Source organism: Streptomyces sp. NPDC016677, from assembly GCF_055562815.1.
The window spans coordinates 55431-78188 of sequence record NZ_JBVHEO010000011.1; the positions used below are offsets into that span (position 1 = coordinate 55431).

Below are 22758 nucleotides of genomic sequence, written 5' to 3' on the forward strand. Positions count from 1 at the left end.
GTCATCCGCCGGCCTTGGCGAGGGCCCTGGTCTGGGCGAGGCGGGCCATCCTCGGGCCCAGCCGGCGTTTGGCCCGGCGCAGCGGCGCGAGCCGTCCCGCCGCCCGGTCGAGCCGGTAGTACAGGCGGGGCGGGACGTGTGGCAGCAGGGGTGAGTGGCGCTGTCCGAGCAGCGCGAACATCTGCTCGGGCGGCAGGGCGAGGTAGCGCGGCAGGTTCTCGTAGAACCGGGCGCTGTAACGGGCGGCGCTCTGTACGGGGAGCAGGGCGGCCCGGCGTTCGGCCTCGTAGCGGGCGAGGGCGTCCGGCACGGCGGAGTGCTCGCGCAGGGCGGCGGCCAGGCAGACGGCGTCCTCCAGGGCGAGGGTGGTGCCGGCGCCGATGGAGTAGTGCGTCGTGTGGGCCGCGTCGCCGAGCAGGACCAGGTTGCCGCGCGACCAGACGCGGTTGGTCAGGGTGCGGAAGGGCTGCCAGGGCAGGGCGCCGCCGGTGGCCGGCCGTGCGATCAGCGGATGGCCGTCGAGGATGTCGGCGAAGAGCTTCTCCAGCAGCACCAGCCCCTCCCCCTCGTCCGCCCGGTCCAGGCCGAGGCCGGTCCAGGTCTCGGGCGCGCACTCGACGACGCAGGTGCTGTGGCCGGGGCCGAAGCCGTAGCCGTAGGCCCAGATCCAGCCGTGGTCGGTCGCCGTGAAGGCGAAGGTGAAGGCGTCGAAGACCTTGGTGGTGCCGAGCCAGAGGTAGCGGTTGCGTCCGGCGCGCACCTCGGTGCCGAAGTGCCCGGCGTGCCGGGCGCGCAGCGCACTGCCCACGCCGTCGGCGGCGACGACCAGGTCGGCGGCGGGCGGCCGGTCCGCGCCGACCTCGTGCCCGTACTCCAGCCGTACGCCGAGCGAGCGGGCCCGGGCGGCGAGGATCTCCAGCAGCCGGTGCCGTCCGATGCCGTGGCCGGTGTCGCCCCGGTGACGCGCCGTCAGCGCTCCGACGTGGGCGACGCCGTCCCGCCAGGTCACCGAGTACTCCTCGACGGCGCGCGCCGACTCGGGGTCGTGGTGGTGGAGCCGGTCGAGCAGGGGGCGCCAGTAGGTGACGCCCCAGCCGTAGGTGGAGCCTTCCGGGTCTCGTTCGTGGACGGTGACGTCGTGGTCGGGGTCGTCCCTTTTCAACAGGATCGACAGATACAGCCCGGCGGGCCCGCCACCGACGCAGGCGATCTTCACACACCCTCCTGAAAATGCCGCAAAACGGTCATATAACCCGCAGGGTAACAGTGAAGTGACGGGCAATCAGGAGGTTCGCGCCGCGGGCGCCGGGTACCCGGACCGTCCACCCGACGAAAGCCGAAGGAGGCAGTACCTGATGTCGCAGGTCGAGGAATCCATCGAGGTCGGCGTGCCGGTCCACACCGCCTACGACCAGTGGACCCAGTTCGAGTCGTTCCCCGAGTTCATGAGCGGGGTCGAGCGCATCGAGCAGCGCACGGACACCCTGACGCACTGGGTGACGAACGTGAACGGGGTGCGCCGGGAGTTCGACGCGCGGATCACCGAGCAGATCCCGGACGAGCGGGTCGCGTGGACCACGGTCGCCGGTGAGACCGAGCAGGCGGGGGTCGTCACCTTCCACCGCCTCGACGACGATCACACCAAGGTGATGCTCCAGATGGAGTTCCGGCCGGACGGCGTCGCCGAGAAGGTGGGTGACAAGCTCGGTGTCGTGCGGCGGCAGACCAAGGGCGACCTGGAGCGCTTCAAGCACTTCATCGAGCGGCGCGGCCACGAGACCGGGGCCTGGCGCGGCGTGGTGTGAGGCGCGCCGCCGCTACCCGGCCGCCGCCGTGCGGCACTCCGGGTGGCCCCAGCCCTTGTCGTTCTTGGCGATGGACTCGCCGGCCGCGTAGGAGCGTCCGCACAGGCAGCGCCCGGCGAACTTGGCCTTGATCGTCCGCGCGGAGCCCCCGCCGCCCTTCCGGGCGGTGGGGGCTTTGCGGCGTGGGGCCCTGGCCGGGGTGTCCGGCGCGGGCGGGGGCTCGGGGGAACCCAGGGTGCTGCCCGCCGCCTCCTGGACGACGGCCGCGTGGCTGGCGGCACGGTCCGCGAAGTCGTTGAGCCGGTCCCCGTCGACCTGGTGGGCCGGTACGTAGCGGAACTCGACCGAGCGGCCGTCGAGCAGCTCGTCGATGCGGACGACCAGCTCCTGGTTGGCGACCGGCTTGCCGGCGGAGGTCTTCCAGCCGTTGCGCTTCCAGCCGGGCAGCCAGGTGGTGACGGCCTTCATCGCGTACTGGGAGTCCATCCGGATCTCCAGCGGCACCGCCGGGTCGGTCGCGGCCAGCAGCCGCTCCAGCGCCGTGAGTTCGGCGACGTTGTTGGTGGCCCGCCCCAGCGGGCCGGCCTCCCAGCGGTCCGGGGTCTCGCTCTCGTCCGCGACGACCCAGGCCCAGGCCGCCGGTCCGGGGTTGCCCTTCGAGGCCCCGTCGCACGCGGCCACAACACGTTCACGCATGGGCTCGATGATGTCATGACCGGGTGCGGGGTCCCGCCCGGGTCCGAGGGCTTCGCCGGCCGGCGTCCAGGAGATGTCCGCGCGCGCCCCCGCGGGGCGCGCGGCGCCGCGAACCGGCCGGAGGGCGAGTCCGCCGGACGGAGCGCGGCACGCCGTCGCGCTCGGTGGCGCGCTCGGTGGCGCGGGAGACGGCCTCGTCGCAGTCGGCGGCCGTGCGGCAGACATCGATCCACGGCGGCGGCGCGGGCGGGGAGTCGTCCGTCATGGCCCACGCGGCCCAGGACGGTCCGCTCGCCCAGGCCGAAGAGGCGGAAGCCGGTCGCGTCGTCCTCCAGCCGCCCGGCCCGGCAGCCGAAGACGTCCGGGAAGCAGGCGTCCGGGCTCGCGGGCGACGATCTCCGCCCGGCGGTAGCGGAGAGACGAAGGGTCGGCGTCGCCGGCCGGCGCGTCACCGCGCCCCGGCGAATGCCTTCTCCAGAGCGGCGATGTCCAGCTTGCGCATCGACTCCATCGCCTTGTTCGCGCGGGCGGCCTTCGCCGGGTCCGGGTCGGCGAACATCTCCAGGAGCCGGCGCGGCACGACCTGCCAGGACACCCCGAACCGGTCCTTCACCCAGCCGCAGGGACCCAGCTCGCCGCCGTTCTCGGTCAGCCGGGCCGAGTAGTGGTCGACCTCCTCCTGGGTCTCGCAGGTGATCTGGAAGGAGATCGCCTCGGTGAACCTGAACTCCGGCCCGCCGTTGAGCGCGACGAACTTCTGCCCGTTGGCGGTGAACTCGACGGTGAGCACGGTGCCGGCGGGACGGTGGCCGCCCTCGGGGTAGTGGGTGATGCCGCCGACGTGGGAGTCGGAGTCCTTGAACACCGACACGTAGTACTGGGCCGCCTCCTCGGCCTGGTCGTCGAACCACAGGCACGTGGTGAATCCGTCGCCGGTCATCGGTACCTCCTGGACGCGTGGAACGCGGTCATCTGTGTCGACCGGCGCGAGGCCGGAAACTCATCGGCCGCGTGGCGATCCCTTCGACCGGGGCGGGCCCCCGTGCCTACCATCCCGCCGTGCTCTCCTTCCCGCCCGCCGACGACGGCGCCCTCCGCCCCTTCCGCCTCGACGTCCCGCAGCGCGACCTCGACGACCTGCACGACCGCCTGGACCGCGCCCGCTGGCCGGACCAGCCCGCCGGCGCCGGATGGGCGTACGGGGTGCCCCGGGACTACCTGCGGGAGCTGGTGCGGTACTGGCGCCACGACTACGACTGGCGGGCCGCCGAGGCGGAGCTGAACGCGTGGCCGCAGTTCACCACCACCATCGACGGCGCCAACGTGCACTTCGCCCACGTCCGCTCCCCCGAGCCGGACGCCACACCGCTGGTGATCACCCACGGCTGGCCGGGGTCGGTCGCCGAGTTCCTCGACGTGGTCGGGCCGCTGACCGATCCGGCCGCGCACGGCGGCGACCCGGCCGACGCCTTCCACGTCGTGGTGCCGAGCGTGCCCGGGTTCGGTCTGTCGGGCCCGGCGCCGGACACCGGCTGGGAGGCGGGCCGGATCGCCGACGCCTGGGCCGAGCTGATGCGGCGCGTCGGCTACGACCGGTACGGCCTGCAAGGCGGCGACTGGGGCGCGGCGATCTCCCGCGAGCTGGGCCGGGTCCACCCGGAGCGGGTGATCGGCGTGCACCTCAACCTGCTGCCGGGCGCCCAGCAGGCCACCGAGCCGACCGCCGCGGAACTGGACGCCCTCGACCCCGCGGAGCGGGAACGCGCCCTCCGCTCGTGGCGCCGCTGGGAGGCGTGGTCCCGCGAGGGCACCGGATACGCCGCCCAGCAGTCCACCCGGCCGCAGACCCTGGCGTACGCGCTCACCGACTCCCCCGTCGGGCAGCTCGCCTGGATCGTGGAGAAGTTCGCCGAGTGGACGGACTCGGCCGGGCTGCCGGAGGAGGCGGTGGACCGCGACCGGCTGCTCACCGACGTGATGCTCTACTGGCTGACCGGGACCGCCGGTTCGTCGGCCCGCGTCTACTACGAGCGGGCGCACGCCACCGGCCGGGCCGCCGCCCCGCACGAGCCGTCCACCGCGCCGACCGCGGTCGCCTCGTTCGCCGCCGACCCGCAGATCCCGCTGCGGCACAAGGCCCGGCGTACCGAGAACCTGGTGCGGTGGACGGAGTTCGACCGGGGCGGGCACTTCGCGGCGCTGGAACAGCCCGACCTGCTGGTCGGTGATGTGCGGGCCTTCTTCCGGCAGTTGCGCGAGGGGCGGGCCGGCTGACCGCTCTGCCCTCGGCGAATCTGCCGCGGGCAGAGAAAGCCCCGGCCGGGGCGGTCGCGGGCCGACAGTGGGGACGACGGCACGATCCGAACGGAGCGAAGGAGCGCCGATGTCCCCACTCACCACCCGTCCGCTGCCGCGAGCGCAGGAGGACGGCACCCCGCCGAGCCGGTTCGACGACCACCTCGCCGCGCAGTTGCTCGCCCAGCGCATCGTCGTGCTGGGCACCCAGGTCGACGAGGTCTCCGCGAACCGGGTCTGCGCCCAGTTGCTGATCCTGTCCGCCGAGGACCCGCGCACCGACATCAGCCTGTACGTCAACAGCCCCGGCGGCTCGGTCCACGCGGGGCTGGCCATCTACGACACGATGCGGCTGATCCCCAACGACGTCTCCACGCTCGCCGTGGGGTTCGCCGCCAGCATGGGGCAGTTCCTGCTCAGCGTGGGCGCGGCGGGCAAGCGGTACGCGCTGCCGAACGCGCGGATCATGATGCACCAGCCGTCGGCGGGCATCGGCGGCACCACCGCCGACATCGAGATCCAGGCGGACAACCTGGAGTTCACCAAGCGGACCATCGAGCGGATCACCGCCGAGCACACCGGCCAGTCGCCGGAGACGATCTCCCGGGACGGTGACCGGGACCGCTGGTTCACGGCCGAGGAGGCCAGGGAGTACGGGATCGTGGACCGGGTGGTGGAGTCCCTCGCGGACGTCCGCCCGGCCGTCACGCGGCGACGGATGGGGCTGTGACCATGGGGACGTACACCATTCCGAACGTCGTGGAGCGGACCCCGCAGGGTGAGCGGTCCTACGACGTGTTCAGCCGCCTGCTGGCGGAGCGGATCATCTTCCTCGGCACCGAGATCGACGACGGTGTCGCCAACGTCGTCATCGCCCAGCTCCTGCACCTGGAGTCGTCGGCGCCCGAGCACGAGATCTCGGTCTACCTCAACTCCCCCGGCGGCTCGTACACCTCGCTGATGGCGATCTACGACACCATGACCTTCGTACAGGCGCCGATCTCGACGTTCTGCGTCGGCCAGGCGGCCTCCACGGCGGCGGTGCTGCTGGCGGGCGGCGACCCCGGGCGGCGGTTCGTACTGGAGCACGCGCGGGTGCTGCTCGGCCAGCCGGCCAGTGGGGGACGGCAGGGCACGGTCTCCGATCTGGCGCTCCAGGCGAAGGAGATGGTGCGGATCCGCTCCCAGGTCGAAGAGGTGCTGGCCCGGCACACCGGTCACGACGTCACCGCGCTGCGCGCGGACATGGACCGCGACAAGGTGTTCACGGCCCGGGAGGCGGTGGCGTACGGGCTGGCCGACGAGGTGCTCAGCCGGCGGCTCGTGACGGTCTGAGCCCACGCGGTCCGGCGCCCCGCAGGGGAGGGCGCCGGGCCGCGGGAGGGACGGCGCGACGGGCGGCGCCGGCGTGGTCAGGCCGCCAGGCAGAGCCCGTCGTGGCGGGAACGGCTGCCGCCGCGGCCGGTGACCGAGGGGCGGGCGGTGACCCGGACCAGTTCGCCGTGGACCCGGGTCAGCAGATCGCCCAGGCCCAGGCCGAGCGCCCCGGCGGCGGCGGCGAGCACCTCGGAGGAGGCCTCCTTGCGGCCGCGTTCCACCTCGGACAGGTACGGCATCGAGATCCGGGCCGCCTCCGCCACGTCCTTCAGGGTGCGTTCCTGGGCGAGGCGTTCACGCCGCAGGACGTCACCGACCAGGTCGCGCCAGAGCGGCTCCCGTGAAGCGGGGGCCGGCTTCGCGGCGGGCGGGCGCAGGGGGATGACACGGGCTTCGTCCGGTGTTCGGCTGCTCACCCTCCCAGCCTAGGAGCGACCGGCGGGAGGGGAAGGGGCACGCGTTCCGCCCTGAGGGGAATCGGGGTCCGCGCGCCGTCGGCGCCGCCGGTGTGCGGGCGCGCGGGGGCGGATATCCTGAGCGGGCGGTACCGGGCCATTCGGGCGGCATGCGCCGAAGCGGACCCGGGTGTCCGCACCCCCGGACGGATGCAGGGAGGCGTCGAAACGTGACTTTCGTGGCAGAGGCGAGCGACACCGCCGTGGTCCGGCCGCAGGCGCCGCGCGCCGGGGAGACCGCGGACGGGGAGGTGCCGCCGGGTGTGGTGGACGGCCGGTCCGTGGCGCCGCGCGACGCGCGGGAGCTGTCCCGTCAGTTCTTCCAGCGGCTGTCCGTCCTGGAGGAGGGGACGCGCGAGTACCAGTACGCGCGGGGCACCCTGATCGAGATGAACATGTCGCTGGTGCGGTTCGCCGCCGGCCGGTTCCGAGGCCGCGGCGACGACATGGAGGACGTCGTCCAGACCGGGATGATCGGTCTGATCAAGGCCATCGACCGGTTCGAGCTGTCGCGCGAGGTGGAGTTCACCTCCTTCGCGCTGCCGTACATCGTCGGTGAGATCAAGCGCTTCTTCCGGGACACCACCTGGGCGGTGCACGTGCCCAGGCGACTCCAGGAACTCCGCGTCGAGCTGGCCAGGGCCCGTGAGGAACTGTCCAGCCGGCTGGACCGCGAGCCGACCGTCGCCGAGCTGGCCACGCTGATGAACCTCAGCCCGGAGCAGGTGATCGAGGGGCAGATCGCCGCCAACGGCTACCACTCCTCGTCACTGGACGCCGCGCTCACCGGGGACGGCCCCGAGGGCGGCGAGTCGGTCCTGGCCGACTTCATCGGTGTGGAGGAGGACGGGCTGCGGCTCGTCGAGGACGTCCACTCGCTGGCGCCGCTGATGGCCGCACTCAGCGAGCGCGACCGGCGGATCCTGCACATGCGGTTCGTGGAGGAGGCCACCCAGGCGGAGATCGGCGAACGGCTCGGCTGCACGCAGATGCACGTCTCCCGGCTGATCAAGCGGATCATCGCCCGGTTGCGCGAGGGCATGCTGGGCGAGCTGGACCGCGCCTGAACCCCGCACTCCGCGGGCCGGTACCGCCCGTTCGGGCGGGCTCGTCCGGTGCGGGCGGGTTCATTCGGTGAGCGGGACGACCGCGCGGACGCGTTTGCCGACCGGGACCCGTTCCACGACGAGTTCGCCGGCCAGGGCGTGCACGATCTCCAGGCCGTGCCGGCCGACCCGCTCCGGGTCGCGGGGGAAGCGCTTGGGCAGCGCCGCGCTGCTGTCGTAGACGGAGACCGTCACCGACGTGTCCGTGCCCTCCAGCTCCAGGATGTAGGGGCCCTGGCTGTGCCGGTCGGCGTTGGTGACCAGTTCACTCACCACCAGGAGCACCGCGCCGTCGGCGGGGCGGCCGATCGTGGCGCACCACTCGGTCCTCAGCTGCTGGAGGAAGAGCGAGGCGAAGGAACGCGCCTCGGCGATGCATCCAGGCTCGCCGGTGTAGTGCGCCGCCCGCCGTAGCGGTTCCACGGGCACGTCGAAACCAGTCGGTATCACTGCCCCGTCCAGGTGGTCGATCATGCGTTTCTCTCTCGGAAGCCGGACTGGCCGGACGCTGCTGCACCAGTCCTGGTACCCCGCCGTCGGCCGTGCATGTCCCCTCATTCTGACTGCGGGAATTGTCACAGCCGCACGGGGCACCCGGTCCGTGACCGGAGCCGTCGCACAGGGGCGGCCGGGGCGGACCCGCGGAGGTGGACCGTGGCCTGGTGGACGTGGCTCGTCGTGGTGGTCGCGGTGCTGGTCGCCGCGGCGCTGCTGACGCTGGCGGTACAGGCCCGCCGGCGGTCCGGCACGGTCGTCGCGGTGCGGTCCGGGCGCCGGTCCGGCGGGAAGGACGTGCGATGAACGAGCTGATGGCCGCGCGGAGTCTGACCACCCGGCCGGTGGTGACCCTCGGCGGTGACGCGGTGGCGCAGGTCAAGGACACCGTCTTCGACGCGGAGGCCGGACGGATCACGGGTTTCACGCTCAGCGGGCGGGGCCTGCTGTCGGGCCCGCTGCGGCAGAGCCTGCCCTGGGGCGCCGTGCACGCACTCGGCCATGACGCGGTGCTGGTCCGGGACCGGCGGGAGCTGGCGGAGACGGCCGCCGTGGTGGCCCGCCGGGAGGCGACGCAGGGCCGGGTGCTGGGGGCGAGGGTGCTGACGGACGCGGGCACCGACGTCGGCACGGTGCTCGACGTGGTGGTGGAGGGCGGTGGCAGTGGCCGGGTGGTCGGCTTCCGGGTGGCCGCGAACAAGTCGCTCGCGCCGGGGCCGCGACGCCGCCGTCGCCAGGTCTACGTGCCGCGCGGCGAGACCCTCGCCGTGTCGGGCCGAGCACTCGTCCTGCCCGCGGACGCCGTCCGCCATGTCGTCGGAAGTCTCGACGAGCTGGCCGCTGCGACGCCCGGTGGCGTGCCGGGCCACCGGGGGGAGCCCTCGACATGACGCTGTTCTCCGAGATACGGGGGCTGCCGGTACTCACCGTGACCGACGCGGCGGAGTTGGGGGCCGTGACGTCGCTGGCCGTCGACGCCGGCTCCGGCACGGTCACCCACCTGCGGTTGCGCGGCCGGCGTCCGCGCCGGGAGACGGTGCTGCCCTGGGCGGCGCTGCACGGTGTGGGGCCGGACGCCGTCCTGGTCCGGTCGGCGGGCCCCGCCGATCCGGTGCCACCGCCGCACGACCCGGTGGGCAGCCGGGTGCTGACCGACGCGGGGGACGAACGGGGCACGGTCCGGGACATCGCCTTCGACCCGGACACCGGCCGGGTACTGACCGTCGTCACGGCCCTCGGGGACATCCCTGCGGACCGGCTGCTGGGGCTGGGCGACTACGCCCTGGTCGTCCGGGCCGGATGAGGCCGCGCCGGGCGGCGGACGACTCCGTGCGCCCCGCCCGGCGGGCGGGGGTGCCGGACGCTGCTTAGCGTGGCGGGGTGAGTGTGCGCACCCCCTCCGACCACGGCTGGACAGCGGCGCTGGGCACGGTGCTGGCCGGGCTGGCCGCACCGTTCGCGGTCGCCGCGCTCGGGCTGTGGGCGGCAGGGGCGGCCGACCTGCCCGACGGCGCCTTCTGGCCGGTCGTCGCGGCGGTCCTCGTGACCGCGCTGGGCGGGGCGGTGGAACTGTCCGGGGACGCCGGGGAGCTGGCCGGCGCCGAGGCCGGGCTCACCGTGATGCCGCTGTCGGTGACGCTGGCCGGGGCGCTGGTGGTGGGCCGGGGCTTCCTCGGGCCGCTGCGCCGCCGCACGGTGGCCGACGCGCCCGGACTGGCCCGCTGGGCCGGCCGGATCGCCGTCCTGTGGCTGCTCGCCCTGCTCGCCCTGGCCCTCGCCGCCCGGCACACCTTCGAGGTCTCCCTCGGCGAGGGGTGGCTGGACGACCTCGGTGACCTGTTCGGCGTCTCCCCGACCGTCGGCTTCACCACGGACGTGCCGCTGACGGTGTTCTTCGGCCTGCTGTGGCTGGCGGGCGTCCTCCTCGTGGCGCTGCTGGTGACGCGCGGGGCGCCGCTGTCCGGGCGGCTCGGGCGCCTGCGGTCGGCCGCGCGGCCGGCGGCGTACGCCATGGTCGCGCTGCTGCTGGCCTGCGTCGCGGTCGGCGTCGTCGTCGCGCTGGTCGTCGCGGCCGGCCGGGGGCGTCCGGCGCAGACCCTCGCCGTGGTGCTGCTCGGGCTGCCCAACCTGGCGTGGCCCGCGCTGACCATCGGCATGGGCGGCACCTGGAACGGACGGGTGGAGGGGCCGTTCGGGCTGCCGATGCCCCGCGTCCTGGACGAGGCGCTGCGCACCCCGGACGTCTCGGCCGTGAACCTGGGGACGCTCACCGGCCAGGACGGCCGGGCGTGGTGGCTGCTGGTCGCCGCCGCGGTGCTGCTCCCGGCCGCCGGGTGCGTACTGGCGGCGCGGTCGCCGGCCGGGACGCCGGCCTGGCGCAACGCCGTGCGGATGGCCTGCGCGCTGGTGGCGACGGTGCTCGTGATCGGCCTGACCGGCCGGGTCTTCGCGCGGTACGGCCTGTCGCTGCTGGGCATCGGCGATCTGGGCGGCGGACTCTCCGGGGAACTGTTCCTGCGGCCGCGGCTGTGGACCGTGGTCGGCCTCGCGGCGGGGTGGGGGCTGGCCGCCGGGTTCCTCGGCACGCTGCTCACGCGCCTCGGAACCCGGCGTCGCAGAGCTCAGTCGAACGCGGCGGCGAACGCCCCGGGCTCGTAGGAGCCGCCCTTCTGACGGGTGATCACGGCGAGCCGGTTGGCCGCGTTGATCAGCCCGACCAGGCAGACCAGGGCGGCGGTCTGATCGTCGTCGTAGTGCTTGCGCACCAGCTCCCAGGTCTCGTCGGACACGCCCTGGTGGGCGTCGGCGAGCCGGGTGCCCTCCTCGGCGAGGGCCAGCGCGGCCCGTTCGGCCTCGGTGAAGACGGTGGACTCGCGCCAGGTGGCGACCAGGCTGAGCCGCACCGCGCTCTCCCCGGCCGCCGCGGCCTCCTTGACGTGCATGTCGACGCAGTGGCCGCAGCCGTTGATCTGACTGGCGCGCAACGACACCAGTTCCTGCGTGGACCTCGGCAGCGGCGACTGCTGGAGCACCACCGCGGTACCCGCGAACCGCTTGGCGAACTTGGCCGCGATCTCGTTCTCGAACAGGTTGAACCGGGTTTCCATGGCGTCGTCCTCACTCGTGTTCCGTGCGTCGGATGCCCACAGGACGCCGACGTCCCGCTTCGTGTGACGTGGCGGGAATGTGACGTGCGCCACCGGCCGGTGCTGTCACAGAACCGCGCCGGCCGGCGTCTCGGGTACGTGACGACAGAACACAGCGACCGAGCCACCGAGGCGTTCGTCGCCCACCGCAACCTGCTGTTCACCGTGGCCTACGAGATGCTCGGCTCCGCCGCCGACGCGGAGGACGTGCTCCAGGAGACCTGGCTGCGGTGGGCGGGCGTCGATCTGGGCGAGGTACGGGACCCGCGGGCCTACCTGGTCCGCGTCACCACGCGCCAGGCGCTGAGCCGGCTGCGCGCGCTGGGCCGCCGCAAGGAGTCCTACGTCGGCTCCTGGCTTCCGGAGCCCCTGCTGACCACGCCGGACGTGGCCGAGGACGTCGAACTGGCCGACAGCGTCTCGATGGCCATGCTGCTGGTGCTGGAGACGCTGGCGCCCGTCGAGCGGGCGGTGTTCGTGCTGCGCGAGGTGTTCGACCTGGCGTACGGGGAGATCGCCGACGCGGTCGGCAAGAACCCGGCCGCGGTCCGGCAGATCGCGCACCGGGCCCGGGCCCATGTCGCGGCACGCCGGCCGCGCGGGACCGTCTCCCCCGCCGACACCCGGGACGCGCTCGCCGCGTTCCGGCGGGCGGTCGAGACGGGCGACCTGCAAGGTCTGCTCGACATTCTGGCGCCCGACGTGGTGCTGCTGGGCGACGGCGGCGGGGTCCGGCAGGCCGTCCTGCGGCCCGTCGACGGCGCCGACAAGGTGGCCCGGCTGCTGCTCGGCGCGCTGGGCCGGCTCACCGCCGAGGTCTCGCTGCGGCCGGCGCAGGTCAACGGTCACCCGGCGCTGGTCGTGCGGCTCGACGGCGGCCTGGACACCGTGGTGGCGGTGCGCGTCGACGACGGCCTCATCACCGGCCTGTACGCCGTGCGCAACCCGGAGAAGCTGTCGCGCATGGAGCGGGAGACGGCACTGCGCCGGTGACGCCGGTCAGGCGACGGGCACCACCAGGACCGGGCCGGTGCGCTGCATGCGCAGGGCGTCCACCGACTCGGCGAGCAGTTCGTACTCGGTGGTCTCGTCGCTGGTGGCGACCCGCACCAGCCGCCCGGCGGCCAGTTCCTCGCCGACCAGTTCCTGCTGCACCACGTCGGCGCACCAGGCGCGCAGCGCCCGCGGGACGTCCGGCGCGTCGTCGGCGACCGGGGTCAGGGCGCCGCGCGGCAGGTGCGGCCGGCCGGGCTGCGGATCGAGCCGCTCGGCGATCCAGAAGGCGCGGTCGCGCAGCCACCACAGGGCGAGGGCGAGGGTGGGCGCCCGGTAGGTTCCCAGGGGGACGCCGATCCGTCGCCCGTCACAGACTCCGTACGCGGTGACATGGCACAGGAACTCGTCGTGCACGTCTCCCCTCCCCCGTCGCGTGCGTCGTGCGCTGTGGGTGAGGGCGCTGTCGCGTGGCGTGATGCGCCCTAGGAGTCGAGTATGTTCACTGCTGAACCACTGTCACCACGTCTTTCCGGCCAGTCTCTTGGCATATTCACAGCTTCGACTGGCCGGACCTCGGCCGGACCTCGGCCGGGCCTCAGCCGGAACTCCGCCTAGGCCGCGACGAGTTCGTCGATCCGGGCCAGCTCGTCGGCGTCGAAGTCCAGGTTGCCGACGGCCGCGACGCTGTCCTCCAGCTGCGCCGGGCTGCTCGCGCCGACCAGCGCGGAGGTCACCCGGCCCCCGCGCAGCACCCAGGCCAGGGCCATCTGTGCCAGGGACTGGCCGCGGGACTTGGCGATCGAGTCGAGCGCGCGCAACGTGCCGACCAGGTCCTCGGTGACCGCGTCCGAGTTCAGGAAGGGACTGTCGCTCGCCGCCCGCGAGTCCTCCGGGATGCCGTGGAGGTAGCGGCCGGTCAGCAGGCCCTGCTCCAGCGGGGAGTAGGCGATGGAGCCCACCTCCAGCTCGTCGAGCGTGTCCAGCAGGCCCTCGCTCTCGGGGCGGCGGTCGAGCATCGAGTAGCGCGGCTGGTGGATCAGCAGCGGCGTGCCGAGGCCGGCGAGGATGCGCGCGGCCTCCCGCGTCTGCTCCGGCGAGTAGTTGGAGACGCCGACGTAGAGCGCCTTGCCCTGCTGCACCGCCGAGTGCAGGGCGCCCATCGTCTCCTCCAGCGGAGTCTCCGGGTCGGGGCGGTGCGAGTAGAAGATGTCGACGTACTCCAGGCCCATCCGCCGCAGGCTCTGGTCGAGGGAGGACAGCAGGTACTTGCGCGAACCCCACTCGCCGTACGGGCCGGGCCACATCAGGTAGCCGGCCTTGGTGGAGATCACCAGCTCGTCGCGGTACGGCGCGAAGTCGGCCTTCAGCGCCTCGCCGAGGGCGGACTCGGCGGCGCCGGGCGGCGGGCCGTAGTTGTTGGCCAGGTCGAAGTGGGTGACGCCGAGGTCGAAGGCGCGGCGCAGGATGGCGCGCTGGGTCTCCACCGGACGGTCCGGGCCGAAGTTGTGCCACAGGCCGAGCGAGAGCGCGGGGAGCTTGAGGCCGCTGCGTCCGGTGCGCCGGTAGGGCAGGGTCGCGTAGCGGTCGGGGTGTGCGGTGTACAACGCGTCTCCAGGGGATCGGTACGACGGAACCGGCTCCCACTCTGGCGCCCGTCCCGGCGAGTGGTCCAACAGGAGAATCCGATGGGATTCAGCGACTACGCTTCTCAGTCGTGGAACTACGCCATCTCCAGCACTTCGTCGCGGTCGCCGAGGACCAGCACTTCACCCGGGCGGCGGAACGCCTGGTCGTCTCCCAGTCGGGCCTGTCGGCGTCCATCCGGGCGCTGGAGAGGGAACTGCGGGCGCCGCTGTTCGTCCGCACCACGCGCCGGGTGACGCTGACCGAGGCCGGCCGGGCGCTGCTGGGCGAGGCGCAGCGCATCCTGGCACAGGTGCGGGCGGCGCACGAGGCGGTCGCCGCGGTGCAGGGCGTGCTGCGCGGCACGCTCTCGGTGGGCACCGAGCAGTGCATCGCCGGGGTGCCGGTGGCGGGGCTGCTGGCCGGTTTCCGCCGCCGTCACCCGGACGTGGAGATCCGGCTGCGGCAGGCGGGCTCCGGCGAACTGGCGGAGGAGGTCGCCGCGGGCCGGCTCGACCTGGCCTTCGCCTACCGGATCCAGCCGGACAGCGACCGGCTGCGCTCGGTGTCGCTGTCGGCCGAGCCGATGACCGTGCTGTGCCACCCGGGTCACCGCCTCGCCGGACACGGGGCGGTACTGGCCCCCCGCGACCTGGCCGACGAGGTCTTCGTCGACTTCCACCCCGACTGGGGGCCGCGCCGCGTCACCGACACCGCGTTCGCCGCGGCGGGCGTACGCCGCACGGTCGCGCTGGAGGTCAACGACGTGCACGGGCTGCTCGACCTGATCGACGAGAACCTGGGCGTCGCCGTCGTGCCGCGCCACTTCCGGCACAAGCGGGCGTCCCTGACGTCGCTGCCGCTGAAGGAGACCGACGAGGTGCTGTACGAGACCGTGGCCCTGCTGCCGCCCCCGCAGGCCACCAGCCCGGCGGCCCGGGCGCTGATGGCGCTGCTGGAAACGAGGAGCGCCTGACGGACGCGTGCGTCATGGTGGACGTATGCATGCCAAGGACATCCTCATCGAGGGCTACGGCCGTATCCGGGAAGAGGTCCACGCCGCCGTCGACGGCGTCGGCCCCGACGGCCTGGCCGCCCGCCCCACCCCCGACGCCAACTCCGTCGCCTGGCTGATCTGGCATCTGACCCGGGTCCAGGACGACCACATCGCGGATGCCTTCGGCCTGGACCAGGTGTGGCTGGCCCAGGACTGGCACCAGCGCTTCGGCCTCGGCCTGCCCGCCCAGGACACCGGGTACGGGCACAGTCCCGCGCAGGTCGCGAAGGTGCGGGTCGACTCGGCGGACCTGCTGACCGGCTACTACGACGCCGTGCACGAGCAGACGCTCGGCGCCCTGCGCTCCCTGACCGCACAGGACCTGGAGCGCGTGGTGGACGACAACTGGGACCCGCCGGTCACACTGGCCGTCCGGCTGGTCAGCGTCCTGTCCGACGACCTCCAGCACGCGGGGCAGGCCGCCTACGCGCGCGGGCTCCTCGCGAGCACGGCGGCGTAACCGGGCAGGACGACGTCCTCGATCAGGGCCTCGCGCTCGTCGAACGGGACGAAGGCGCTCTTGAGGGCGTTGACCGTGACGGTGCGCAGGTCCTCGGCCGTCCAGCCCGCCTGCTCCACCAGCAGGGACATCTCACGGGTCATCGTCGTACCCGAGACGAGGCGGTTGTCGGTGTTGAGGGTGACCCGGAAGCCGAGGTCCTTCAGCGCGGTGATCGGGTGCTCGGCGATGGAGGCCGCGGCGCCGGTCTGGAGGTTGGAGGTGGGGCACATCTCCAGGGCGATCCGGCGGTCCCGCACCCAGCCGGCCAGGCGGCCCAGCTTGCCGGCCGCGAGGTCGGGGATGTCGTCGGTGATGCGCACGCCGTGGCCGATGCGCTGGGCGCCGCACACCTGGATCGCCTGGTGGATGCTGGGCAGGCCGTACGCCTCCCCGGCGTGGATGGTGAACGGCATGTTCTCGCCGCGCAGGTGGGTGAAGGCGGCGAGGTGGTCGGCGGGCGGGAAGCCGTCCTCGGCGCCGGCGATGTCGAAGCCGACGACCCCGGCGTCCCGGAAGGCGACCGCGAGGTCGGCGGCCTCACGGACGCGGTCGAACATCCGCATCCCGCACAGCAGGGTGCCCACCCGGACGGGCGTACCGGCCGCCGCGGCCTTGGCCATGCCCGCGGCCAGCCCCTCCTGGACCGTCTCGACGACCTCGGGCAGGGTCAGACCGCCCTGGAGCATCAGCTCGGGGGCGTAGCGCACCTCGGCGTAGACCACGCCGTCCGCGGCGAGGTCGAGGACGTACTCCTCGGCGGCGCGCAGCAGGCCCGCCCGGGTCTGGAGCACGGCGAGGGTGTGTTCGAAGGTGGCTATGTAGCGCACCAGGTCCCCGGAGTTCGCGGCCGCGCGGAACCAGGCGGCCAGTGCGTCGGGGTCGTCGGCGGGCAGGGTGTGGCCGGCCTCCCGGGCCAGTTCGACGACGGTGGCGGGACGCAGGCCGCCGTCGAGGTGGTCGTGCAGCACGGCCTTGGGGAGCCGGCGGAGGGTGTCGGTGTCGAGCGTGGTCATGCGTCGGTGTCCTCGGATGGGGTGGGCTGGAGCAGGTCCCAGCGGTTGCCGTACAGGTCCTGGAAGACCGCGACCGTGCCGTAGGGCTCGTGCCGGGGTTCCTCCAGGAAGGTCACGCCGGCCGCCGTCATACGGGCGTGGTCGCGGGCGAAGTCGTCGGTGTGCAGGAAGAAGCCGACGCGCCCGCCGGTCTGGTCGCCGACCCGGGCGCGCTGCCGCTCGCCCTTGGCCCGGGCCAGCAGCAGCGCGGTGCCGCCCGCGGTGCCCGGCTCGACGACGACCCAGCGGGAGCCGTCGGGCCGGGGCGTGTCCTCGGCCAGGCGGAAGCCGAGGGCGCCGGTGTAGAAGCGGAGGGCCTCGTCGTAGTCGTCGACGACGAGGGTGACCAGGGCGATACGGGACATCGGGACCTCTCCGGGCGGGGTGAGGGGAGAGGTTAGTACGGATGACAGTTATACGTAAAACTGTCATCCGTACTCCGTCCGGGTCATCCGAGGCGGGCCAGTTCCTCCCCGGTGAGCCGCAGCGCGCCCGCGGCCACGTTCTCGGCGAGGTGGGCGGGGTCGCCGGTACCGGGGACGGCGAGCACGTGCGGACCCTGGTGCAGGGTCCAGGCGATCCGGACCTGCGCGGCGCCGACGCCGTGCGCCCGGGCGACCGCGCGGACGTCGGCGTCGTGGTCGGCGGCGGCCCGCCGGGGCCCGGCCTCGCCGGCGATGGCGTAGAACGGCACGAAGGCGATGCCCTGGTCGCGGCACAGGCGCACGAGTTCGTCGGTGGCGGGGTCGTGGAAGCCGAGGCCGTAGCGGTTCTGGACGCAGACGACCGGGGCGATGGCCTGGGCCTCGGCGAGGTGGCGCGGCTCGACGGCGGAGAGGCCGAGGTGGCGGACCAGGCCCGCCCGGCGGAGTTCGGCGAGCGCGCCGAAGTGCTCGGCGACCGAGTCCTGGCGCATGCGGCGCAGGTAGACGATGTCGAGGTGGTCGCGGCCGAGCTGGCGCAGGTTCTCCTCGACGTGGCCACGCAGGTCCTCGGGGCGCGCCGAGGTGCCCCACGCGCCGGACCAGTCCCGGAACGGGCCGACCTTGGCGGCGATCACCAGATCGTCGGGGTAGGGCGCCAGGGCGCTGTTGATCAGTTCGTTGGCGGAGCGGAGGGAGGAGAAGTAGAAGGCGGCGGTGTCGATGTGGTTGACGCCCAGGTCGACCGCCCGGCGCAGCACGGTGAGGGACCGCTCGCGGTCGCCCGGTGTGCCGAGATGGAAGGCGGCGCTGCCCGTCAGCCGCATCGCGCCGAGGCCGACGCGGCGGACGGGCAGGTCACCGAGGGTCCAGGTGCCGGAGGCGTGGGCGGTGATCGTTTCCGAGGTCATCGGCGGAGTCTGGCACACGCCCGCCGCCCCGGATCAGCAGTACAGGTTGCCGCCCGGGTCGACCCCGAGGATCTGCGCGAAGCGCTGGTACGTCGTCACCCGGCTCTGCACCTGCGCGGGGTTGCCGCCGTCGCACTCCACGTAGCCGTTGATGGAGCGGATGGTCTGGCCGAAACCGGCGCCGTTGACCATGGCGTTGTGCGGGGTCATGGTGCCGGGGCCGGACTGGGTGTTCCAGTACCACAGGCCCGTCTTCCAGGCCACGGCCGCGTCGTTCTGCACCAGCCAGGGGTTGTTCAGCAGGTCGATGCCGAGGGCGTCGCCCGCGGCCTTGTAGTTGTAGTTCCAGCTGAGCTGGATGGGACCGCGCCCGTAGTAGGCCGCCTGTCCCGCCGGGCAGCCGTAGGACCGGTTCCAGTCGCAGTAGTGCGCGTAGTTGGAGGTGTTCTGCTCGACGATGTGCACCAGTCCGCCGGTCTCGTGGCTGACGTTGGCGAGGAAGGCGGCGGCCTCCTGCTTCTTGACCGTGTCGCTGCCGGTGGTGGCGAAGCCGGGGTAGGCGCCGAGCGCTGCGGTGAGCCCGCCGTAGGTGTAGAACCCGTTCCGGCTCGGGAACATCTGGTTGAACTGGGCCTCGGAGACCACGAAGTTCCCGACCGGCGTGGAGCCGCCGTCACAGGCGTACGGCTCCCAGTACCAGGTGCTGATGACCGGGTCGTAACCCGGGTTGGCGTGTTCGGCGATGTACGCCTTGCCGTCGGTGTAGCGGACGATGTCACCGGCGGCGTACGACTTGCCCGCCACCCAGCTCGGGTAGCTCGAACAGGCGGCGGCGGACGCCTGGGTGGCCGGCATCAGCACCGGCACGGCCCCGGCGAGGGCGAGGACGGCCACGACCGCGGAGATACGACGTCTCGACACGGGATCAACTCCTTGGCGGAGCACGGCCGTTCCCGACACGGGGCAGGGTGGAGCGGACCCTGGGGACGGCCGTGGTGGGGGTGGTCAGCACACTCAACCGTATTGGTATGTACCAGTCAAGGGTGTAGACCAGTCCACCTCAGCCGTCCCGGGGCCGCGGCACCGGGGCCGTCCCGCGCTCACGTCCCGGCGGAACGCGCCGCCGGCCGGTCAGTCGTCGTCGGACGTCGGCACGACGACGAGGAACGCGTCCGACTTCAGATCCATGACGACCGTCGCGGGCTCACCCTGGGCCCGTCGTGCGGCGGCGAACTCCTCCGCCGGCCACGAACCGCGCGGAGCTCCCGCCGGAAATCGCTCCAACACCTTCGCGCCCATAGCGGCAGACACCTCCAGGAGTGGAAACCGGTGGCCGATCGGCTCGGCCGGGTACGTTCCGCCTGCCCGCGTTCGTTCCGCGCATACCCCCTCCCCCACCCCCTCCGACCGCACGGCGGGACCCTTCGCCCACCACTACACATAAGGGAGACATAAGGAGCAGAATGGAGATGTTGCGACACTCATCGCATACCGCACCAGACGCGGACGGTCTGCCAGTCAAAGGAGACGACCATGGCCAACGTCTCGCACACCAGAGGCGACACCAGAGGCGACATAAGCAGCCACCCCGACGCCCCGGAGATGCGGGCCCGGTACGACCGCATGCTCGGCGGCCGGGACGTGGCACTCGTGGACGGGCCGGTCTTCCTGCTCGGTCTGTACTGCGCCGTGTCCCCCTGGGTCCTCCACTTCACGACGAGCCAGCCCTCGCTGGTCGCCCACAACCTGATCGTGGGCATCGCGATCGGTCTGCTGGCCCTGGGGTTCACCCGGGCCCCGGAGCGCATGTACGGCCTCAGCGGAGCCATGTGCGCCATCGGCGTGTGGATGATCATCTCACCGTGGATCGTGGGTTCCTCCCCCGATGCCGGAGTCATCTGGAACAACATCATCATCGGTGCCCTGGCCCTGATGCTGGGAACGGTCTGCCTCGGTACGGCGGCGAAGAGCGCCAAGCCCTAACCGATCCGGAACCCCTACGGGCCGGTCCGCCCCGCGCGGACCGGCCCGCCGCGCGCCGCGGCGCCGACCGCGCACTCCGGCGCCGACCGGACGGGACTGGGTCCGCCCCGAGCGGGCAGACGCCCGGTGCGGGGGTCTTGACGGAAAGGGGCGGAGATGGAAGTCGACGGCATCATCAGCGCGATCGTGATCGGCATCGTCATCGGTGTCCTGGGGCGCCTCGTGGTCCCGGGCCGCCAGCGCATCGGCATCCTGTGGACCATCCTCGTGGGCATCGTGGCCGCGCTGATCGGCTCCGCGATCGCCGGAGCGTTCGGCGTGGCGGACACCGACGGCGTGGACTGGGTCGAGTGGCTCATCCAGATCGGGCTGGCCGCGCTCGGCGTGGCCGCGCTGGACCGGTCGAAGGCACGCCGCTGACGGCGTGGCCCTGGACGCGCGAACAGCGACGGCACCGCCCACCGCGGGCGGCGCACCGGACCACCGGTGCGCCGCCCGCGACGCGTAGGCTGGGGCGGCTTGATCACTCCCCCGAGGGCCGGAGGCCATGACCGTGAAGGACACCGAGCTGCCCCATCTGCGCCGGTGCGTGGAACTGGCCGCCGAAGCGCTGGAGGCCGGGGACGAGCCCTTCGGTTCGGTCCTGGTGAGCGGGGACGGCACCGTGCTGGCCGAGGACCACAACCGGGTCGCGTCAGGCGACCGCACCCGCCACCCCGAGTTCGCGCTCGCCCGCTGGGCCGCGGACCGCCTCACCCCGGCGCAGCGGGCCGCCGCGACGGTCTACACCTCGGGCGAGCACTGTCCCATGTGCGCCGCCGCCCACGCCTGGGTGGGCCTCGGCCGCATCGTCTACGTCGCCTCCGCGCGGCAGCTCGTGACGTGGCTCACCGAGCTGGGCGTTCCCGCCGCGCCGGTCCGCGCACTGCCGGTCCAGGAGATCGCCCCCGGCGTGACCGTGGAGGGCCCGGTGCCCGAACTGACGGAGGAGATCCGCGCGTTGCACGTGCGGTTCCACACCGGACGGGGCTGACGGAGCAGGTCACGCCCGGTCCGCCGGCGTTCACCGGGAGACTCGCCGGGAGCCGGCCGGTGTCGCCGGAGACCGGCCCCGGTGAGAGCAGGCGGCAGGGCGCGCGGGGCGGGCCCGCCCGGAGGCGAGCCGCCACCGCCCCGCTTATGGTGATCGAGGGCGCCGTTCTCCGGTCCCCGACGGGGCGCCCGGGAGGCATCGATGCTGGCCAAGCTGTCGACCCGGCCCACGGCCCTGCGCTGGGCGGTACTCGGAGCCCTGGGCCTGTCCCTGCTGGGCGCGGGCCTGCCCGCCGCCACCGCCGACGACTCCGCGGCCGAGGGATCAGGGGCCGGGCTGTCCCGGTTCTACGACCAGCGGGTGACGTGGTCCGCCTGCGAGGGCCTGGACATGCCCGAGGACCTCCAGTGCGGGAAGGTCACCGTGCCCCTCGACTACGCCCGGCCGGAGAAGGAGACCCTCGACCTGGCCCTCGCCCGTTACCGGGCGACCGGCGAGCGAAAGGGCTCGGTGCTGCTGAACTTCGGCGGACCGGGCGGCTCCGGCGTCAGTGAACTGTCCGCCGGCGGCAAGGACTTCATGCATCTCACCAACGGCTACGACGTCGTATCCTTCGATCCGCGCGGCGTCGGCCGGTCCTCCCCGGTCAGCTGCGGGCCGGGCTCGGTCGAGATCATGGAGGCGACCGACGGGGACGAGGGACTGAAGGACCCGCGGGAGGCACTGGAGCGGCTGCGGAAGGCCGCGGCCCAGTGCGAGAAGCACTCCGGGCCGGTGCTGTCCCACATAGGCACCGTGGACGCCGCCCGTGACCTGGACGTGATGCGCCGGGCGCTCGGTGACGACAAGCTCAACTACCTGGGCTTCTCCTACGGGACCCGGCTCGGCGCGGTGTACGCCGCGCGGTTCCCCCACCGGGTGGGCCGCCTGGTGCTGGACGGTGTGGACACCCTGACCGAACCCCTCGCGGAACAGGGCCTGGCGAGTGCGCGGGGGCAGCAGACCGCGCTGGAGAACTTCCTCGACTGGTGCGTGCAGGACATCGCCTGCCCGTTCGGCCAGGACAGCAGGGACGCCCGCCGCCAGGTCGAGAAGCTCGTCGCGTCCCTCGACGACGAGCCGGTGCCCTCGGTCTTCGGCGAGCCCTTCTCCGGGCAGGATCTCGTCGGTGCCCTCGGGGAGGCGCTCTACAGCCGGGAGCTGTGGCCGTCGCTGGAGCGGGCCGTCGCGCAGCTGGTCGAGGACGGCGACTCCAGTCGCCTGGAGGGTTTCGTGTCCGGCGGGGTCGGCTTCCCCGTCCGGCAGGACGCGGACGGCGGGCTCACCGACGCGCAGGACGTGCCGCTGGACAACCTCCCGGCGGCGCTGATGGCGATCAACTGCGCCGACGACCCGGACCGCCCCACCGCCGGCCAGGTCACCCGGTCCCTGGGCCGTCTACGGGAACGGTACGAGCAGGCGTCGCCGGTCTTCGGCCGGTACCGGCTCACCCAGGTGCTGATGTGTTACGGCCGCCCGAAGGGCACCGGCTACATCCGCGACGAGGTCAAGGGCGTCGACACGCCGAAGATGCTGCTGGTCGGCACGCGCGGCGACCCGGCGACGCCGTACCACTGGACGCAGGAGACGGCCGACCGGCTGGGCCCCTCGGCCGTGGTCCTCGACAACAAGGGCGAGGGGCACACCGGGTACTCGTCCTCCAAGTGCGTGCACCGCAAGGTCGACGGCTTCCTGCTGCACGGCTCCCTGCCGCCCGACGGCAGTTCCTGCGGGCCGGAGGGCGACCGGGAGGCGGGGCGCTGAG

29 protein-coding genes are annotated in these 22758 nt (G+C 73.2%); 16 read left to right on the top strand and 13 right to left on the bottom strand.

From position 1 onward, the window contains the following. Window position 1: 1 nt before the first annotated feature. Window positions 2–1216: an FAD-dependent monooxygenase gene (locus tag ACZ3IG_RS25855; protein WP_467435003.1), complete on the bottom strand. Its 1215-nt coding sequence runs from the start codon at window positions 1214–1216 to the stop codon at window positions 2–4. A 139-nt stretch (window positions 1217–1355) separates the two neighbouring features. Here ACZ3IG_RS25855 and ACZ3IG_RS25860 point away from each other — a divergent pair, with 139 nt between their 5' ends. Beyond that, window positions 1356–1805, top strand: a complete 450-nt coding sequence (locus ACZ3IG_RS25860; RefSeq protein WP_467435004.1) for an SRPBCC family protein — start codon at window positions 1356–1358, stop codon at window positions 1803–1805. A gap of 12 nt (window positions 1806–1817) precedes the next feature. Here the strand turns inward: ACZ3IG_RS25860 and ACZ3IG_RS25865 are convergent, their stop codons facing one another. Both ACZ3IG_RS25865 and ACZ3IG_RS25870 read right to left on the bottom strand, forming a co-directional pair. Then, the gene (locus ACZ3IG_RS25865) at window positions 1818–2501 is read right to left on the bottom strand and encodes a ribonuclease H family protein (RefSeq protein WP_467435006.1); all 684 of its coding nucleotides are present in this window, start codon (window positions 2499–2501) and stop codon (window positions 1818–1820) included. Between the two features lie 448 nt (window positions 2502–2949). Further along, on the bottom strand, window positions 2950–3441 hold the full coding sequence (locus ACZ3IG_RS25870; RefSeq protein WP_467435008.1) for a VOC family protein: 492 nt from the start codon (window positions 3439–3441) through the stop codon (window positions 2950–2952). A gap of 119 nt (window positions 3442–3560) precedes the next feature. Here ACZ3IG_RS25870 and ACZ3IG_RS25875 point away from each other — a divergent pair, with 119 nt between their 5' ends. The 3 genes from ACZ3IG_RS25875 to ACZ3IG_RS25885 all read left to right on the top strand — a co-directional run bounded on the left by ACZ3IG_RS25875 (window position 3561) and on the right by ACZ3IG_RS25885 (window position 6131). Further along, window positions 3561–4775, top strand: a complete 1215-nt coding sequence (locus ACZ3IG_RS25875; RefSeq protein WP_467435009.1) for an epoxide hydrolase family protein — start codon at window positions 3561–3563, stop codon at window positions 4773–4775. A 109-nt stretch (window positions 4776–4884) separates the two neighbouring features. Further along, window positions 4885–5526, top strand: a complete 642-nt coding sequence (locus tag ACZ3IG_RS25880; RefSeq protein ID WP_467435011.1) for an ATP-dependent Clp protease proteolytic subunit — start codon at window positions 4885–4887, stop codon at window positions 5524–5526. 2 nt (window positions 5527–5528) lie between these two features. Beyond that, a complete protein-coding gene (locus tag ACZ3IG_RS25885; RefSeq protein WP_467435013.1) occupies window positions 5529–6131 on the top strand; it encodes a ClpP family protease in 603 nt (200 codons plus the stop codon). Window positions 6132–6208: 77 nt separating this feature from the next. Here the strand turns inward: ACZ3IG_RS25885 and ACZ3IG_RS25890 are convergent, their stop codons facing one another. Then, window positions 6209–6589 carry a helix-turn-helix domain-containing protein gene (locus tag ACZ3IG_RS25890; RefSeq protein ID WP_467435015.1) on the bottom strand — a complete coding sequence of 127 codons (381 nt, stop codon included), beginning with the start codon at window positions 6587–6589 and terminating at the stop codon, window positions 6209–6211. A 242-nt stretch (window positions 6590–6831) separates the two neighbouring features. Between ACZ3IG_RS25890 and ACZ3IG_RS25895 the strand changes: the two genes are divergently transcribed. Beyond that, window positions 6832–7695, top strand: coding sequence for an RNA polymerase sigma factor SigF (locus ACZ3IG_RS25895; protein ID WP_467435176.1), 864 nt, complete (start codon window positions 6832–6834; stop codon window positions 7693–7695). Between the two features lie 60 nt (window positions 7696–7755). On the opposite strand, the gene ACZ3IG_RS25900 is transcribed toward ACZ3IG_RS25895, so the two are convergent. Next, a complete protein-coding gene (locus tag ACZ3IG_RS25900; protein ID WP_215167157.1) occupies window positions 7756–8208 on the bottom strand; it encodes an ATP-binding protein in 453 nt (150 codons plus the stop codon). A gap of 180 nt (window positions 8209–8388) precedes the next feature. On the opposite strand from ACZ3IG_RS25900, the gene ACZ3IG_RS25905 reads away from it, so the two are divergent. The 4 genes from ACZ3IG_RS25905 to ACZ3IG_RS25920 all read left to right on the top strand — a co-directional run bounded on the left by ACZ3IG_RS25905 (window position 8389) and on the right by ACZ3IG_RS25920 (window position 10887). Next, window positions 8389–8535 carry a hypothetical protein gene (locus tag ACZ3IG_RS25905; RefSeq protein ID WP_467435016.1) on the top strand — a complete coding sequence of 49 codons (147 nt, stop codon included), beginning with the start codon at window positions 8389–8391 and terminating at the stop codon, window positions 8533–8535. Further along, window positions 8532–9119 (top strand): PRC-barrel domain-containing protein, encoded by a 588-nt coding sequence (locus ACZ3IG_RS25910; RefSeq protein ID WP_467435018.1) that lies wholly within the window; start codon window positions 8532–8534, stop codon window positions 9117–9119. The genes ACZ3IG_RS25905 and ACZ3IG_RS25910 overlap by 4 nt, the downstream gene beginning before the upstream one ends. Then, window positions 9116–9532 carry a PRC-barrel domain-containing protein gene (locus ACZ3IG_RS25915; protein ID WP_467435019.1) on the top strand — a complete coding sequence of 139 codons (417 nt, stop codon included), beginning with the start codon at window positions 9116–9118 and terminating at the stop codon, window positions 9530–9532. Before ACZ3IG_RS25910 ends, ACZ3IG_RS25915 begins: the two co-directional genes overlap by 4 nt. A gap of 77 nt (window positions 9533–9609) precedes the next feature. Continuing rightward, window positions 9610–10887, top strand: coding sequence for a streptophobe family protein (locus ACZ3IG_RS25920; RefSeq protein ID WP_467435020.1), 1278 nt, complete (start codon window positions 9610–9612; stop codon window positions 10885–10887). Here ACZ3IG_RS25920 and ACZ3IG_RS25925 read toward each other — a convergent pair. Further along, on the bottom strand, window positions 10851–11336 hold the full coding sequence (locus ACZ3IG_RS25925) for a carboxymuconolactone decarboxylase family protein (RefSeq protein WP_467435022.1): 486 nt from the start codon (window positions 11334–11336) through the stop codon (window positions 10851–10853). The genes ACZ3IG_RS25920 and ACZ3IG_RS25925 overlap by 37 nt on opposite strands. Before the next feature lie 138 nt (window positions 11337–11474). On the opposite strand from ACZ3IG_RS25925, the gene ACZ3IG_RS25930 reads away from it, so the two are divergent. Then, window positions 11475–12368 carry an RNA polymerase sigma-70 factor gene (locus ACZ3IG_RS25930; RefSeq protein WP_467435024.1) on the top strand — a complete coding sequence of 298 codons (894 nt, stop codon included), beginning with the start codon at window positions 11475–11477 and terminating at the stop codon, window positions 12366–12368. A gap of 6 nt (window positions 12369–12374) precedes the next feature. Here the strand turns inward: ACZ3IG_RS25930 and ACZ3IG_RS25935 are convergent, their stop codons facing one another. Together ACZ3IG_RS25935 and mgrA are read right to left on the bottom strand one after the other, a co-directional pair. Then, a complete protein-coding gene (locus ACZ3IG_RS25935) occupies window positions 12375–12785 on the bottom strand; it encodes a hypothetical protein (RefSeq protein WP_467435026.1) in 411 nt (136 codons plus the stop codon). A 197-nt stretch (window positions 12786–12982) separates the two neighbouring features. Beyond that, the gene (gene mgrA / locus ACZ3IG_RS25940; protein WP_467435027.1) at window positions 12983–13975 is read right to left on the bottom strand and encodes an L-glyceraldehyde 3-phosphate reductase; all 993 of its coding nucleotides are present in this window, start codon (window positions 13973–13975) and stop codon (window positions 12983–12985) included. Between the two features lie 110 nt (window positions 13976–14085). On the opposite strand from mgrA, the gene ACZ3IG_RS25945 reads away from it, so the two are divergent. Next, complete coding sequence (locus ACZ3IG_RS25945; RefSeq protein ID WP_467435029.1) at window positions 14086–14970, top strand: LysR family transcriptional regulator; 885 nt, start codon at window positions 14086–14088, stop codon at window positions 14968–14970. 25 nt (window positions 14971–14995) lie between these two features. Next, the gene (locus ACZ3IG_RS25950; RefSeq protein WP_467435030.1) at window positions 14996–15511 is read left to right on the top strand and encodes a mycothiol transferase; all 516 of its coding nucleotides are present in this window, start codon (window positions 14996–14998) and stop codon (window positions 15509–15511) included. Here the strand turns inward: ACZ3IG_RS25950 and ACZ3IG_RS25955 are convergent. The 5 genes from ACZ3IG_RS25955 to ACZ3IG_RS25975 all read right to left on the bottom strand — a co-directional run bounded on the left by ACZ3IG_RS25955 (window position 15475) and on the right by ACZ3IG_RS25975 (window position 19237). Next, window positions 15475–16566 (bottom strand): adenosine deaminase, encoded by a 1092-nt coding sequence (locus ACZ3IG_RS25955; protein ID WP_467435031.1) that lies wholly within the window; start codon window positions 16564–16566, stop codon window positions 15475–15477. The two genes, ACZ3IG_RS25950 and ACZ3IG_RS25955, sit on opposite strands and share 37 nt — an antisense overlap. After that, window positions 16563–16970: a VOC family protein gene (locus ACZ3IG_RS25960; protein WP_467435033.1), complete on the bottom strand. Its 408-nt coding sequence runs from the start codon at window positions 16968–16970 to the stop codon at window positions 16563–16565. Before ACZ3IG_RS25960 ends, ACZ3IG_RS25955 begins: the two co-directional genes overlap by 4 nt. A gap of 83 nt (window positions 16971–17053) precedes the next feature. Next, window positions 17054–17938 (bottom strand): aldo/keto reductase, encoded by an 885-nt coding sequence (locus ACZ3IG_RS25965; RefSeq protein WP_467435034.1) that lies wholly within the window; start codon window positions 17936–17938, stop codon window positions 17054–17056. Window positions 17939–17971: 33 nt separating this feature from the next. Next, entirely contained in the window at window positions 17972–18859 is an 888-nt protein-coding gene (locus ACZ3IG_RS25970) for a glycoside hydrolase family 19 protein (RefSeq protein WP_467435035.1), read from the bottom strand. Window positions 18860–19069: 210 nt separating this feature from the next. Next, window positions 19070–19237, bottom strand: a complete 168-nt coding sequence (locus ACZ3IG_RS25975) for a hypothetical protein (protein WP_215167143.1) — start codon at window positions 19235–19237, stop codon at window positions 19070–19072. 234 nt (window positions 19238–19471) lie between these two features. Between ACZ3IG_RS25975 and ACZ3IG_RS25980 the strand changes: the two genes are divergently transcribed. The 4 genes from ACZ3IG_RS25980 to ACZ3IG_RS25995 all read left to right on the top strand — a co-directional run bounded on the left by ACZ3IG_RS25980 (window position 19472) and on the right by ACZ3IG_RS25995 (window position 22757). Then, window positions 19472–19921, top strand: coding sequence for an SPW repeat protein (locus tag ACZ3IG_RS25980; RefSeq protein WP_467435036.1), 450 nt, complete (start codon window positions 19472–19474; stop codon window positions 19919–19921). Between the two features lie 156 nt (window positions 19922–20077). Beyond that, window positions 20078–20341, top strand: coding sequence for a GlsB/YeaQ/YmgE family stress response membrane protein (locus ACZ3IG_RS25985; RefSeq protein ID WP_467435037.1), 264 nt, complete (start codon window positions 20078–20080; stop codon window positions 20339–20341). A gap of 127 nt (window positions 20342–20468) precedes the next feature. Further along, entirely contained in the window at window positions 20469–20954 is a 486-nt protein-coding gene (locus ACZ3IG_RS25990; protein ID WP_467435038.1) for a nucleoside deaminase, read from the top strand. A gap of 201 nt (window positions 20955–21155) precedes the next feature. Continuing rightward, window positions 21156–22757, top strand: a complete 1602-nt coding sequence (locus ACZ3IG_RS25995; RefSeq protein WP_467435039.1) for an alpha/beta fold hydrolase — start codon at window positions 21156–21158, stop codon at window positions 22755–22757. Window position 22758 lies beyond the last annotated feature (1 nt).

What these genes read in the sequence shown, in the direction of transcription:
- ACZ3IG_RS25975 (WP_215167143.1), bottom strand. Translation starts at nt 19,237, where the DNA reads ATGGGCGCGAAGGTGTTGGAGCGATTTCCGGCGGGAGCTCCGCGCGGT.
- ACZ3IG_RS25960 (WP_467435033.1), bottom strand. Translation starts at nt 16,970, where the DNA reads ATGTCCCGTATCGCCCTGGTCACCCTCGTCGTCGACGACTACGACGAG.
- ACZ3IG_RS25870 (WP_467435008.1), bottom strand. Translation starts at nt 3,441, where the DNA reads ATGACCGGCGACGGATTCACCACGTGCCTGTGGTTCGACGACCAGGCC.
- ACZ3IG_RS25860 (WP_467435004.1), top strand. Translation starts at nt 1,356, where the DNA reads ATGTCGCAGGTCGAGGAATCCATCGAGGTCGGCGTGCCGGTCCACACC.
- ACZ3IG_RS25925 (WP_467435022.1), bottom strand. Translation starts at nt 11,336, where the DNA reads ATGGAAACCCGGTTCAACCTGTTCGAGAACGAGATCGCGGCCAAGTTC.
- ACZ3IG_RS25880 (WP_467435011.1), top strand. Translation starts at nt 4,885, where the DNA reads ATGTCCCCACTCACCACCCGTCCGCTGCCGCGAGCGCAGGAGGACGGC.
- ACZ3IG_RS25965 (WP_467435034.1), bottom strand. Translation starts at nt 17,938, where the DNA reads ATGACCTCGGAAACGATCACCGCCCACGCCTCCGGCACCTGGACCCTC.
- ACZ3IG_RS25865 (WP_467435006.1), bottom strand. Translation starts at nt 2,501, where the DNA reads ATGCGTGAACGTGTTGTGGCCGCGTGCGACGGGGCCTCGAAGGGCAAC.
- ACZ3IG_RS25985 (WP_467435037.1), top strand. Translation starts at nt 20,078, where the DNA reads ATGGAAGTCGACGGCATCATCAGCGCGATCGTGATCGGCATCGTCATC.
- ACZ3IG_RS25910 (WP_467435018.1), top strand. Translation starts at nt 8,532, where the DNA reads ATGAACGAGCTGATGGCCGCGCGGAGTCTGACCACCCGGCCGGTGGTG.
- ACZ3IG_RS25995 (WP_467435039.1), top strand. Translation starts at nt 21,156, where the DNA reads ATGCTGGCCAAGCTGTCGACCCGGCCCACGGCCCTGCGCTGGGCGGTA.
- ACZ3IG_RS25950 (WP_467435030.1), top strand. Translation starts at nt 14,996, where the DNA reads ATGCATGCCAAGGACATCCTCATCGAGGGCTACGGCCGTATCCGGGAA.
- ACZ3IG_RS25885 (WP_467435013.1), top strand. Translation starts at nt 5,529, where the DNA reads ATGGGGACGTACACCATTCCGAACGTCGTGGAGCGGACCCCGCAGGGT.
- ACZ3IG_RS25980 (WP_467435036.1), top strand. Translation starts at nt 19,472, where the DNA reads ATGGCCAACGTCTCGCACACCAGAGGCGACACCAGAGGCGACATAAGC.
- ACZ3IG_RS25900 (WP_215167157.1), bottom strand. Translation starts at nt 8,208, where the DNA reads ATGATCGACCACCTGGACGGGGCAGTGATACCGACTGGTTTCGACGTG.
- ACZ3IG_RS25990 (WP_467435038.1), top strand. Translation starts at nt 20,469, where the DNA reads ATGACCGTGAAGGACACCGAGCTGCCCCATCTGCGCCGGTGCGTGGAA.
- ACZ3IG_RS25955 (WP_467435031.1), bottom strand. Translation starts at nt 16,566, where the DNA reads ATGACCACGCTCGACACCGACACCCTCCGCCGGCTCCCCAAGGCCGTG.
- ACZ3IG_RS25915 (WP_467435019.1), top strand. Translation starts at nt 9,116, where the DNA reads ATGACGCTGTTCTCCGAGATACGGGGGCTGCCGGTACTCACCGTGACC.